Here is a 13,395-nt window from a genome sequence, read left to right as displayed (position 1 = left end):
CCTGCAAGAGTTGTTTCGATTATCAGGATAATCTATGCATCGTTCAGGTTTGATTGAACTGGAAGTGGTGATGGCGGTGCTGCGTCGGGGAAGCTTTCGTGCCGCAGCCCAGGAGCTGGGGATGTCGGCAACGGCGGTCAGCAATGCCATCGCCGGGCTGGAAACGCGTCTTGACGCCAGACTTTTTAACCGCACGACTCGCAGTGTCGCGCTCACCGAAGCCGGACAGCGTTTTGTCGCCCGCATCGGTCCGGCATTGCAAGAGATCCAGCAGGCCGCGGACGAAATTCACAGCCAGCCAGATGAGCCTTCCGGTACCTTACGCATTAATGTACCGCAGGCTATCGGGCAGCTATTTTTCGATGAACTGGTGATTGCTTTTCTGGCACGCTATCCGCAAATGCGCATGGAAACCGCCAGTGATGCCCGCATGATCGATATTGTCGCCGAGGGGTACGACGCCGGGGTTCGTCTGGCGGAAGCGGTTCCACAGGATATGATTGCCGTGCCGCTGACGCCGGATATTCATATGCGGGTGGTCGCCACGCCACAGTGGTTTGCTGAACACGGCACGCCGCTCACCCCAGAAGCCCTCACCCGGCAGCAAGGTATCTGCATGCGAATGTCGCACGGGGGTATTTATCGCTGGGAGTTTGCGCGTCACGGCGAACAATTTGCCATTGCCGTGCCGCCGAGACTTGCCACCACCGACCTGTTTACATCCATTGCCGCGGTACGCGCCGGGCTCGGCATCGGTTTTTTACCGGAATTGTATATTGCAGATGATTTACGTTCAGGCCGGCTGGTCAGTGTGCTCAATGAGTGGACACAGCCCTTTAAAGGGCTGTGTTTGTATTACCCCGGTCATCGTCATATCCCTGCCGGTTTGCAGGCGTTTATCGCCTTTATCCGCGAGTACAGGCAGCACTCACTGTAACCCGGCGCGATCCAGACTATAAATAGTTGCTAAAGGTCAGTCCACTTTCAGAGTGGTATAACAGCCTGAAAAACGCTACGGGTTAATCATGGGTTACACCAATATTCATAGCAGCGAAGAGGCGGTGGCGTTATTACAACGAGTGGCGAAGAAGCGCGGGAATGGCTTAAGGCCTGAAAGGGGAACACGTCCCCTTTCAGGCAACTACTCAGGGCAAAGTACTGACGAATGAGATATCCCATGCCGTGGCAATAAGCGAAATACTAACGACCAGACCCATAACAACAGGCACCGCTCTTTCCAGCTTTTCCATTGCTTGTCCCTCTCTTTCGTTCTTGTTGCGCCAGGCTGCGGCAACAACGGATTTCCCTGGCCGAACGTATCGGCACTGGTGTGGCAAAGTAAAGTATAGAAAAGATCTTCCGTCCTGACAGACCTTTTCACATTTTTCCGCCGATTCTGATGTGTGTGCTTTAATCCTCTTCAATAGTATGTTGTAACTAAATGCAGGAAAAATAAAACCCGGCGCAAGCCGGGTTCGTTACACGCTTAACAGAATGCCATTAGCACAGCGGTTTCACAGCCTGACGCATGCCCTGCAGCAGAATAGCGTCGAGATCCAGAGAAACCTGTTCTACCAGTCCACTGACTTGAGTCAGATCCTGCTCCCAGTGTTCGCTGACCGACAATACCGCTTTTACCAGATCGCTGGTGCTGATCTGATGATCACCATGTTGGCCCCACAGTTGCTGGTAACGGGTGATCCAGTGGGCGTCATCCTGCACCGGATAGGCTTCGCCATTGCGGTCTGCACGGTAGAAGGCGATCAACGCGGCCAGCGCAAAAGTCAGGCGCGCAGGCAGTTTACCGGTAGCTTTCTGCCCTGCCAGCAGTTGCGGCAGAATACGGGTGCGGAATTTGGTCATGCCGTTCAGGGCGATAGAGAGCAACTGATGTTTGATATACGGGTTACGGAAACGCCCGGTCACCGCGCTGGCAAAGGATTCCAGCTCATCACGCGGCAGGTCGAGCACCGGGATGATCTCTTCATAAATCGCTTTCTCAACAAAGGCACAGATTTCGGTGTCGTTCATGGCCTCGCCCACGGTATCGAGGCCCGACTGGAAGGCAACCGGAACCAGTGCGGTATGCGCGCCATTCAGAATAGCGACTTTGCGTTCTTTATAGGGTTTGATGTCGTCAACAATCAGCACGTTCAGCGGATATTTGTCCAGACGCAACTCGGCGGCCAGTGACTGCGGCCCCTGGATCACAAACAGATAGAAGTGTTCTGCGGTGTCGAGGAAGTTGTCGTGGTAACCCAGTTCCGCTTCAATTTTTGCCACTTCATCGCGCGGATAGCCGGTTACGATACGGTCAACCAGCGTTGAGCAGAAAGTGTTAGCAGAATCGAGCCATGCCACGAACGCATCACCCAGCGCCCACTCCTGCGCATAGCGCAACACCAGTTCACGCAGCGCGTCACCGTTGTAGTCAATCAGTTCACACGGGATGATGATCCAACCTTTATCTGCCGCGCCGTTAAAGTAGCTAAAGCGTTCAAATAGCAGACGGGTCAGTTTCGCCGGGTAGCTCACCGCAGGTGCGTCATCGAATTTGTCGCCTGCGTGATAGCTGATACCGGCTTCGGTAGTGTTGGAGAAGACGAAACGCATCTCCGGGTTGTGCGCAAGTTTCAGGAACTCATCGTACTGCGCGTAAACACTGATTTCACGATTCACGGAACGGATCAGACGTGAGTCGCTAACCGCTTCGCCCTGCTCATTCAGGCCACGAATGATAGTGGTATACAAGCCGTCCTGGGTACTCAGAGAGGGCGGGAAGTCGCTGTCGATTGGACGAACAATTACCACCCCGGCATTGAGGTCAGTGTGTTCATTCAATAAATCGATCTGCCAGTCGACGAAGGCACGCAGAAAGTTGCCTTCGCCAAACTGAATCACACGCTCAGGGTAAGAAGCGCCGGGGAAATCGCGACGGTTAACTGTGTTCACAATGGGTTCCTTTTTTGATTAGTCATACAACCTAGGAAGATTGGTCTAATAACTTATCAAACTTTTCGACCATGAACCCCTGTTTTGATCAAAGCGAGACAACATTTCCAACGGCAATCATAAAAATACAACACCCGTCACAAAAACTTATAAAAGACGCTCGTCGCCGTCATCGCCCCATCCGGCATTAGGGCATAGCGCGGGATCTCACCGACTTTTTGCCAGCCGCACCGGGTATAAAAAGATTCCGCCCCGCTCCCGGTACTGGTGTCCAGCACCAGTACCGTTTTTCCCTGCTCACGGGCAACGCTTTCAAGGTGTGCCATTAATTTAGCGGCAATACCCTGACGGCGAGCGCGTTCATGCACCAGGAGTTTGGCGACATCGGCACGATGCGGCTGGTTTTCGGGCTGGTTGACAATAAGCTGAACGGTGCCGTTTATAAGGCCTTCACTATTTTCATCTACCAGTACGACGCGTTCATTACGCCCTGCGCTGTCAGCCACACCCTGCCAGAAGGCGCGAGATTTTTCCCGCCCGAAAGGCAACATAAAGCTGACGGACGCCCCGCCCTGCACGCAGTTTTCTAATACGTCACAGAGTTCATCAATACGGGTACGGATTTCGCGGGCATCAAGGAGGCGAACAGAAGAGGGAGTGGTCATTTTTATTCCTTAAAAGTAACCACTATGCGATTTACATATTTTTAACACAACATCCCATGTCATCGGTTTTTGTTATAGCCTAACGTTCGCGATGGTTTTTCGTCTTCATGGCGTACATTTTGGCATCCGCATCTTCCAGCCAGGCTTTTATATCGCCATTACCGTTATGATCGAACTCACTTACCCCCCAGGAAAAGGCAAGCTTCCAGGGTTTGCCCGACGACATATTCCAGGCCTGGGTCTGCTCAACCAGGTACCCAACGGCAATCCACGCCCCTTGTTCATGGGTGTCGGAAAAAAGTACCGCGAACTCATCCCCACCATAACGCACTAACAAATCCGCTTCACGGAAGCTTGCGCGCATCACTTTTGCCATTGAACGCAGGGCTTCATCACCCTCGTTATGGCCCCAGGTGTCGTTGATCTGCTTGAAACCGTCAAGATCCAACCACGCCAGCGCTAGCGGCTCAGCGCGACGCCGGGCGCTATTAATTGCAAATTTAACCAGATTATCAAAAGCCCGGCGGTTAAACAGGCCGGTGAGTTCATCGGTGGTCGCGGCACTCATCACCGCAAACTCATTTTCCACGATCAGCGCAAAATCTTTCAGAATATCCACCTCGGCGGATGAGAAATCGCGCGGGGTGCGGTCGAGCAGGCAAAATGAGCCGACCAGCGCCCCATCGGGCAGACGCAGCGGATAGCCTGCATAAAAGCGCAGATGGGATTCACCGGTTACCAGTGGGTTATCACAAAAACGCTCGTCGCTACCGGCATCGTTGACGATAAGCGGCGTTGTGCTGAGGATGGTATGTCCACAAAAGGAGAGATGGCGCGGCAGGCTTTCGTGGGCGACGCCGTCACTGGTTTTAAAATGCAGGGTCTTTTCACTCACCAGGGTTACCAGTGCGATAGGAACATTAAACAACCGCTTTGCCAGCCTTGTCAGGCGGTCGAAACGCTCGGAAGTTCCTGTATCAAGCAACCCGGATTCGCGCAACGATGCCAGGCGTTTTTCCTCATCAAAGGGAATTGCAGGAGTTTTCATAAAGTGCCTATCTCGCTAGTCAGTATCGGCAGGTGTCCGCGATTATAAGGCGTGATCGTTCGATCAATTCGCGGTGTACAGAATAAAGCGTAGCGTATTCAGCACGTTTGTCAGTGTGAGTAGATTTGATTTTTACCGCGACGTTTTGCTTTATAGAGGGCGTCATCCGCTGCTTTCAGCCAGTCGGTGACGTTTTGCATCCCCTGAGTCGCACTGGCAATGCCAATACTCAGGGTACAGTGGAAGGCATATTCCTGAGTTACACTCATCACAGCGGCGGAATCCATAATTCGCCCGGCAACGGCAAGCGCCTCTTCCTGTGTGGTGTCAGGAAGCAAAATCACGAATTCATCCCCTCCCAGGCGCGCCGGGGTATCGGTTTTTCGCGTCGCGGCATGCAGAATCTTCGACACCGTGACCAGTAACGCATCGCCCACTTTGTGGCCAAACCGGTCATTCACTTCTTTAAAGTTATCGATATCGATGAACATCAGCATTGAATTGCGCGGCAGTTCACGCAGTTTATCCAGCTCATACTGGATACGTTTTTCCAGCAGGCGGCGGTTGGCAATATCCAGTAGCGGGTCCATCATCGCAATACGTTCCAGCTCGCGACTTTTATTTCGCAGCTTAACGGCGATGTTGTCGGTCAGTACACTGAGCGCCAGCATATAAATGGCAATCAGGGGCAGCGTCGTGAACATGGTGCGCTGAGACACCTCAACATAAAAATCCATCCCCTGCGCCACCCATGCCGCTGCAAAGGCAGCCAGCATCACCATCCCCGCTTTGCGCATCAGCTCAACGCCACCTGCCGAGAGGCGATCGGCGAGCAGGATCGTGGCAATGACCACCGATGGCAGGGGGTTAACCGACATCATGGCTATCCAGAAACCACCCGCACCGGCGTCTAAGATCAGGTTTTGATGTTCCAGCGTCAGGGGGGTGTCGGAGCGGCGGGCACGAATAAATGCCAGCGTCGGCCAGATAAAGGCATTAGCGCTCAGTAAGAGTATCAGCCACAGGGGGCGATGGAGTTCCAGCAATACGGAGAGAATGGGAAAAAAACAGAGAAATGTCCCAAGAATACGCATCAGGTACATGCGCCTGACGAACCTGCCGCCAGTGATCCGCTCGCTTTTTTTCAAATTGTCAGATCTATTCATGGCGCGAATTATTTCCGATACATATACTCGGTTATAGTATTGACGATGAAAATTTGTAGCAAGTAATTTAATAACTTATCGCTATCCTTTGCTTTATAACACTACAGATGCGGTCTGTTGAAACGGCCGATTGAGCAACTATTCGGCCTCAGAAACTGACCGAAGGCTTTAACGTTTCTTCCATTGACGACTGACGCATACTGGTGCAATTTCGCCCCGCTTTTTTGGAACGATAAAGGTATTCATCCGCCTCAGCGAGTAATTTATTAAAAGCCTCCGTCAACGAGCCGGAAAGGACCTGTCCGTTGCTGACGCCAATACTGACCGTCAGACGCAGTGTCTGATCATGCCAGTGAAAAAGTTGCCCCTCAACCGACTTACGCAGCCGTTCAGCCAACAGAAAACCCTCCTGCGGACCGGGCGTAGCGGCTATTACCGCGAACTCTTCACCGCCCATCCGGGCAATAACCCCCTGCTCCCCCAGTTCCTGACGAACCTTCTGCGCAAATGAGGTGAGCATCCGGTCGCCACACTCGTGCCCGTAGTTATCGTTAACGGTTTTGAAGTAATCAATGTCCAGTAGCATGACCGTCAGATGTTTGTTGGCAAAGCCATTACTGTCATGGTTGAGCACTTCATACATGCCCGAGCGGGAGTAAACACGAGTCAGAAAATCGTAGTCCGCGCGCAAAGATACATGGCGCATCAGACGGTTGATGGTTTCCACACTGACAGAGACGATGACCGGGCAGATTGCCATCGTGGCAATGCCCAGTCGGGCAGAAAACATGCGCGACATCTGCAACGGCGAGGCGACAAAAATATTGATCAACCCGTTGGCCACCAGGATGATCTCCAGCCCGCCGGTTATCAATGTCAGCAGGCAGGTCAACGGCAAGGAGAAAGTGACGGCGCACCAGATAAGCGCCGGCAGCGGGAATGCCAGACTGCCCGCTCCCCCTACCCACACCGAGGCCAGTACGGAGATAATCAACGCCAGTACTGGCAGCAACGTTTTGCTATTTAAAGCCAGCCGCGTATCCGGCCAGACAGCGGTCAGGATGCAGGGCAGGATCAGTACGCCCGTCGAGAACTGCTCGCTGAACCAGTCACCAAAGAGCATCAGGAAATCCTGGTTGATGACCACCCCCATCGAGCCAAAGGCACCGAAAAGCGAGCAGAGCATTGCCGACACCAGACAGTAGCCAAAAAGATTAAGGGCGTTTATGGGTTGCGGCGCATGACGCATAAGCCGCTGCTCGCGTTGCACCAGTTGCGCCATGGTTATGATAAAAACCATGTTAGAAAAGTTAATCACCACTGATGACCAGCCCCACGAGGTGGTGATGCCGTCATAGAGGAGCATCGCCACAAAGCTCATCAGATAGTAAGGCCAGCGCTGTAAAAAAGCGTAACGGGCAAAAATCCCTGCCATCACTGCATTTAACGGCCAGAAGAGCGAAAGCGCCTCGACCAGACGCAGCATCGCCCCAACAAAATAAAAGAGCGTAGTGATCAGAAAAATCACCGTCGCATTGATGAACGGCTGATCATTTCGCAGCAGGCGAAATGTGGGCGAAAAAAGAGCGCGCATTACATATCAATCCCAGGTAAGGATGTAGCAGGTCATTTCGACGCAGTAAAGACGGCGTATAGCTTAACATGTAATGTCGATATAACAGGCCTTTAACATGTGTTTGCCGTTTAATTCATTAGTGTTATGAATTCATTTGCAGGACCAGCCAGTGATAAATCACCCCAACAATATAACGCTGCTGCACATCCGTGAGTTCAACACCGGCTGGAATACTGTGCCATTTTGCCAGACACCCCCGACAGCAGGTGGCCGTGGCATGCTGGGCAATAAAGACCGGATGACCGCGCATCGGCGTCTGCTTGCCGTCATTCTGCGGTAGCGCGGGGGCCAGACGCCGGGCAACAAAATCGGCCGCATGTGCCGCGATAACCTCTGCGCCTTTATCCACGCAGTACTGGCGCTCTTTCGCCCCTAATCGAAAGCGGGATCGAAAAGTGGAGCGGGCAAGCCGCGCAAACAAAGCGTCGTAGTCAGACATCAATACACCGAACGCCCCAGTTGTTGGGTCAGCGCCTCCAGTAGGGCAATCCCCGCCAGTGAATTACCCGCCTCGTCCAGTTCCGGGCTCCAGACCGCAATGGCCATCTCTTGCGGCACAATCGCGACAATGCCGCCGCCCACGCCCGATTTTGCCGGTAATCCGACACGCCAGGCGAACTCACCGGCATTTTGATACATGCCGCTGGTTGCCATCAGCGCGTTGACCTGGCGTGTTTGTTGCGGCGTTAATACCGGTTGCGCAAGGTGCGGCGCCGTGCCTTTATCGGCCAAAAAGAGAAAAGTCCGCGCCAGCTCGACACAGCTCATTTTCAGCGCGCAGTAGTGAAAGTAGTTTTGCAGTACCGTGGCAACATCATTATTGAAGTTACCAAAGGATTTCATCAGCCAGGCAATCGCCGCGTTACGCGCGGAATGTTCAAACTCGGAGCGGGCCACCACGCTGTCGAACGCGATATCAGGCGTGGCGGACAGTTTGCGCACGATTTCCAGCATCCGCTGGCGCGGGGCGCTCAGGCGGCTTTGCAACATATCGCAGACCACCAGCGCGCCCGCATTGATAAACGGATTACGCGGTTTGCCCTGCTCTATTTCAAGTTGCAATAGAGAATTAAACGGCTGACCGGACGGGTCTTTACCGACACGCGTCCAGATTTCATCCTCCTCGTAATGGTTCATCGCCACCACAAGGCTGAGGACTTTTGAAAGTGACTGAATGGAAAAACGCTCGTCGGCATCACCCGCCTGGAAATGTTCACCGTCGACGGTACAAATGGCGATGCCCAATTTGTCCCCGCTGACGGTCGCCAGCGCGGGAATATAGTCTGCCACTTTTCCCAGACCTTTCAGCGGGCGTACCTGCTCAAGCAATGCCTCAAGTACGCTGTTATCCATGACTGTCGCCACACCCGATCCTTACTCGCAGCCGTAAAATGGGCTGCGAGTATAGCAAAAATCAGGCCGGGAGACGAAAGCGGGAAACGGCCTGCATCAGCGCGTGAGAATCATTATGCAGTTGCACGGACGCTTCGGTGGCATCCGTGACCAGCTCCCCGGTGCGGCGCGCCACCTTATTGAGCGAATGCAAACGACGGGTCATATGATGAATGCTCTCCCCCTGGCTTAGGGTCGCCGTGGAGATATCGTTCAGTAATCCGCTAAGATGCCCGACCAGGCCGGTGACCTGTTGCAGGTTATCTTCCAGCTTACTGACCGCGTGAGTCCCGTCGTTAATGCCCTGCAAAGAGTGGTTGATCAGTTGCTGGATGGTTTGCGTCGAATGGCTGCTCTTACGCGCCAGCAGCCCCACCTCTTTGGCCACCACCGCAAAGCCGCGCCCGTGGTTACCCGCGTGCGCCGCCTCGATGGCGGCATTGAGCGCCAGAATATTGGTCTGGAACGCCACCCCTTCAATCAATTCGACGATACCGCGCATTTCAGACGCCCGGCCCACAATCGCCTGCATCGACTGGTTTACCGTCTCCATCATGCTGTCGCCCCCCGCCGCGACTTTACGCGCTTCATCAGCACGTTCACTGGCAAGCTGGGCATAGCCGCTATTGCCTTCAACATGGGATTCAAGGGTCGCGATATGTGCCGTCACGTCCTCAAGCTCTTGTGCCTGGCGGCTCGATTGCTGATACAGCTTCTGGTTGCCCTGCGCCAGGCTATCAATATTGTTCACCATCGAACGGGTGGCGTGACTCACCTGGCTGACCAGTTGCTGTAACCCGTGTTGCATGGTATCGACGCTCAGGACAATCTGATCAATTTCACGGTTGAAGCGTTTGACCTCCGGCAATGGCGTGGAAAGGTCACCGGCGGCCAGAGTATTGATATGGGCAATAAGCCGACGCAGCGGTGAAATTACCCAGCGCGACATGCCAAACCAGACTGCAATGGCGATAACCACCAACAGCACGGGCACCAGCACAAACACCTGTTGCAGGCGCGCTAACCCGCCCATTAAGGTCAGGCGACCTTCATCGGCCCGCTTTTCACTGGCCTGCTGGAAGCGCGCGTAGTTGTCGTTAAAATCGGCCTGAAACGCCTGGGCCGGAACGGCAAAGAACGCATCGATCGAATTGGTTTTCACCAGACCGTCGGCCTGCTCTTTTATCGCCCCGTAGAAAAGCTGGTAACTGTTGATCAGCCCGTCATCTTTCGGTGGATTCATCGCAAGCCAGGCCTGCCAGGATTTCTGCGACGTCGCAAGCGCAGCCTGCGCCTCATCCATCAGGCTATGCCAGCTACCGTCAGAACCGGTCTCTTTATCCTGCATAAAATAGACGCCTGCGCGGTTAAGCAGATCGCTTGCCGCCAGTAACGCCACGCGGGCTTCATCGACTTTTACTTGTTGCAGGTGGGTTTGTTGATTGAGTTGTTCGTTATGCTGCGCATCGCGCAACGACAGGGTGAGAACGAAGGAGGAGGCAATCTGGAGTGCGGAAAAAAGTCCTATTATCCAGAAGATACCTGCCAGTAAGCCAAACTGCCGTGGTGTCAATTGCCGAAAAATTCGGCGGAAAATTTGCTTTAAGTTCATGATATTCTTCTATAACCTCACGATGCCCGCGAGTTTACGAAAGAAGTATGACGAAACCATGACATCCGCAGACGGCGCGCCCCCGCAAGGGCGCGCATACGATCACAGGCGATCTTTCCATACGGTTTGCACGTTACAAAACTCGTGCAGGCCAAAATGCGACAACTCACGCCCAAATCCGCTTTTCTTCACACCACCGAACGCCACGCGGGCATCGCTGGCGCTGTAGCCGTTAATAAAGACGCCACCGCACTCCAGGCGGGCGGCAAAATCCTCTGCCAGCGCCATATCAGCGGTAAACACCGTCGCAGACAGACCGAAATCACTGTCATTGGCCAGTTCCAGCGCATGTTCAGCATCGCGCGCTACGGTGATGGCTGCCACCGGGCCGAACATCTCCTGACGGAAAGCGGTCATCTCTGGCGTCACATGGGTCAGCACGGTTGCCGGGTAGTAGTTCCCTGACCCGGAGGGTTTTTCACCGCCGAGGACCAAGGTTGCCCCCTCGCTGACCGTTGCCAGTACCTGAGCGTGCAGTTCATCACGCAGGTCGTAACGCGCCATCGGGCCAAGGTAGGTTGTCTCATCCAGCGGTTCGCCCTGGGGTAAGGCCGCCGCCGCCGCGATAAATTTCTCCGTGAAGGCATCGGCAATGCTGGCTTCAACAATAAAACGTTTAGCCGCCGCGCAAACCTGCCCGGTGTTCTGATAACGTCCGGCCACTGCTGCTTTCACGGCCAGATCGAGATCCGCATCGCCGAGGACAATAAACGGGTCGGAACCGCCCAGTTCGAGCACACATTTTTTCAGCGCGGCGCCGGCCTGAGCGCCAATCGCCGCCCCGGCACGCACGCTGCCGGTAACAGTTATTGCCGCAATGCGCGGATCGTTAATCGCCTGGCTCACGCCGTCGTTGGTGGCATTCACCCAGCCAAAGACGCCCTGCGGCACCCCGGCTTCGGCAAAGATTTTGCCTGTCAGCGCCGCACAACCCAGCACATTCGGCGCATGCTTAAGCAGATAGCTGTTGCCCGCCAGCAGAATCGGCACCGCACCGCGCAGCACCTGCCACAGCGGAAAGTTCCACGGCATCACCGCCAGAATCGGCCCCATCGGACGGTATTCAATGGTCGCCCGGTTGTTTTCAACCTGGGTGGCTTCTGAACCCAGCATCGCCGGGCCGTGTTCGGCGTACCAGTCGCACAGGTTGGCGGATTTAGCGACTTCGCCGCGCGCCTGGGTTATCGGTTTGCCCATCTCTTGTGAAATCAACTGCGCCATCGCTTCGCCGTGACGGCGCAATACCTCACCGACCGCACGCAAAACCTGCGCACGCTCATTGACACCTTTTTGCCGCCACTGGCAATAGCCTCTGGCGACAAGTTCCAGGGCAGCGTCGACGTCTTCACGGCTGGCCCAGGGGGTAGCCGACAGGGTTTCTCCGGTCGCCGGATTCACGGAAATGGCATGGGTGGCAGATGAAATTGACATAATTCTCTCGCTTTCGCTGTTCAGGTATTGCGCTATCGTCGCTGAATTTGTTATTCCTGAAAACTGAATAATATTAACTTCACTATTCACGAATGGAGAACGCTATGGATTTAACGCAGCTTGAGATGTTTAACGCCGTGGCGCAGACCGGCAGCATTACCCAGGCCGCGCAAAAAGTGCACCGTGTGCCGTCGAATCTGACCACCCGCATTCGCCAGCTTGAGGCCGACCTGGGGGTGGATCTCTTTATTCGTGAAAACCAGCGGCTGCGTCTTTCCCCCGCCGGGCACAGCTTTTTGCGCTACAGCCAGCAGATCCTCGCGCTGGTTGATGAAGCGCGGATGGTTGTGGCCGGGGACGAGCCACAGGGATTGTTTTCGCTCGGTTCGCTGGAGAGCACCGCAGCAGTGCGTATCCCGGCCACACTGGCGAAATATAATCAGCGCTATCCGCGCATTCAGTTCGATCTGGCAACCGGGCCTTCCGGCACGATGATTGACGGTATTCTTGATGGCACGCTGAGCGCCGCCTTTGTCGATGGACCGGTGATGCATCCCGGTCTGGAAGGCATTCCGGTCTACCGTGAAGAGATGATGATTGTCGCCCCGCACGGCCACGAGCCGATCACCCGGGCCGCCCAGGTGAATGGTTCCAGTATTTATGCGTTTCGCGCCAACTGTTCCTATCGCCGCCATTTTGAGAGTTGGTTCCACGCCGATCAGGCTACCCCCGGGAAAATCCACGAAATGGAGTCCTATCACGGCATGCTGGCCTGCGTGATTGCCGGTGCCGGACTGGCACTTATTCCGCGCAGCATGCTGGAAAGTATGCCCGGTCACCACCAGGTCGGCGCCTGGCCGCTGGCGGAAAACTGGCGCTGGCTGAACACCTGGCTGGTGTGGCGGCGCGGTGCGAAAACCCGCCACCTGGATGCCTTTATTGAAGTGCTGAAAGCCGATCCGCAGTCAGCCGTTTTTCCATAAAAATACTCAGCGGGTCTTCTGCATAAGGGGCAAAAGCCTCCCGTTGCTGGTATCCACAGCGTGTATAAAGACGGACTGCCGCCTGTTGTTTAATGCCCGTCTCCAGGCGCAGCGTATGGCACTCGCGCGCAACGGCCGCCGCCTCCAGGGCATTCAGCAGCTTATCCCCCAGTTGCTGACCGCGGTGGCGCGCATCGATATAGACCCGCTTCATCTCACCGGTACCATCGTGGTTAAGCACAATGGCACCGCAGCCGACCACCTCTCCGGATGCATGTACGATGGCTTGCATGATTACGCTCTCAGGTGGCAGGGTTGCCAGATCCAGCAGGTGATTACTCTCCGCCGGATAGAGTTGGGTTTGATAAGCATCCAGGGCGGCAATCAGAGTACGAATGTCCGGCTGGCTCGCCGAGGCGGGGATAAAGGTATACATGGGCCCTCCTGTTA

12 protein-coding genes are annotated in these 13,395 nt (G+C 54.8%); 2 read left to right on the top strand and 10 right to left on the bottom strand.

Going from position 1 to position 13,395, the window contains the following annotated elements; genetic code table 11:
• Nucleotides 1-34: 34 nt before the first annotated feature.
• Complete coding sequence (locus ABU190_RS04070) at nucleotides 35-937, top strand: LysR family transcriptional regulator (RefSeq protein WP_039078947.1); 903 nt, start codon at nucleotides 35-37, stop codon at nucleotides 935-937.
• 563 nt (nucleotides 938-1,500) lie between these two features.
• Here ABU190_RS04070 and ABU190_RS04065 read toward each other — a convergent pair.
• The 9 genes from ABU190_RS04065 to sad form a co-directional block, all read right to left on the bottom strand.
• Nucleotides 1,501-2,952, bottom strand: a complete 1,452-nt coding sequence (locus ABU190_RS04065; RefSeq protein ID WP_354690465.1) for a tagaturonate reductase — start codon at nucleotides 2,950-2,952, stop codon at nucleotides 1,501-1,503.
• Nucleotides 2,953-3,089: 137 nt separating this feature from the next.
• Entirely contained in the window at nucleotides 3,090-3,617 is a 528-nt protein-coding gene (locus ABU190_RS04060) for a GNAT family N-acetyltransferase (RefSeq protein WP_354690464.1), read from the bottom strand.
• Nucleotides 3,618-3,696: 79 nt separating this feature from the next.
• Entirely contained in the window at nucleotides 3,697-4,665 is a 969-nt protein-coding gene (locus tag ABU190_RS04055) for a sensor domain-containing diguanylate cyclase (protein ID WP_354690463.1), read from the bottom strand.
• Nucleotides 4,666-4,775: 110 nt separating this feature from the next.
• Entirely contained in the window at nucleotides 4,776-5,768 is a 993-nt protein-coding gene (locus tag ABU190_RS04050) for a diguanylate cyclase (RefSeq protein ID WP_354690462.1), read from the bottom strand.
• Nucleotides 5,769-5,979: 211 nt separating this feature from the next.
• Nucleotides 5,980-7,425, bottom strand: a complete 1,446-nt coding sequence (locus tag ABU190_RS04045) for a diguanylate cyclase (protein ID WP_354690461.1) — start codon at nucleotides 7,423-7,425, stop codon at nucleotides 5,980-5,982.
• Between the two features lie 124 nt (nucleotides 7,426-7,549).
• The gene (locus ABU190_RS04040; RefSeq protein WP_354690460.1) at nucleotides 7,550-7,906 is read right to left on the bottom strand and encodes a DUF4186 domain-containing protein; all 357 of its coding nucleotides are present in this window, start codon (nucleotides 7,904-7,906) and stop codon (nucleotides 7,550-7,552) included.
• Nucleotides 7,906-8,832, bottom strand: a complete 927-nt coding sequence (gene glsB, locus ABU190_RS04035) for a glutaminase B (protein WP_334633291.1) — start codon at nucleotides 8,830-8,832, stop codon at nucleotides 7,906-7,908. The genes ABU190_RS04040 and glsB overlap by 1 nt, the downstream gene beginning before the upstream one ends.
• A 49-nt stretch (nucleotides 8,833-8,881) precedes the next feature.
• Nucleotides 8,882-10,471, bottom strand: a complete 1,590-nt coding sequence (locus ABU190_RS04030; RefSeq protein ID WP_354690459.1) for a methyl-accepting chemotaxis protein — start codon at nucleotides 10,469-10,471, stop codon at nucleotides 8,882-8,884.
• A 102-nt stretch (nucleotides 10,472-10,573) separates the two neighbouring features.
• A complete protein-coding gene (sad, locus tag ABU190_RS04025) occupies nucleotides 10,574-11,962 on the bottom strand; it encodes a succinate-semialdehyde dehydrogenase (RefSeq protein ID WP_354690458.1) in 1,389 nt (462 codons plus the stop codon).
• Nucleotides 11,963-12,066: 104 nt separating this feature from the next.
• On the opposite strand from sad, the gene ABU190_RS04020 reads away from it, so the two are divergent.
• Nucleotides 12,067-12,945, top strand: a complete 879-nt coding sequence (locus ABU190_RS04020; protein ID WP_039078935.1) for a LysR family transcriptional regulator — start codon at nucleotides 12,067-12,069, stop codon at nucleotides 12,943-12,945.
• Here the strand turns inward: ABU190_RS04020 and ABU190_RS04015 are convergent.
• Entirely contained in the window at nucleotides 12,899-13,381 is a 483-nt protein-coding gene (locus tag ABU190_RS04015) for a GNAT family N-acetyltransferase (protein ID WP_354690457.1), read from the bottom strand. The genes ABU190_RS04020 and ABU190_RS04015 overlap by 47 nt on opposite strands.
• Nucleotides 13,382-13,395 lie beyond the last annotated feature (14 nt).

Source organism: Phytobacter sp. RSE-02 (assembly GCF_040578655.1).
GTDB lineage: Bacteria > Pseudomonadota > Gammaproteobacteria > Enterobacterales > Enterobacteriaceae > Phytobacter > Phytobacter diazotrophicus.
The sequence above is the reverse complement of the archived record's forward strand: the minus strand, read 5'-3'. Positions and strand labels throughout refer to the sequence as shown.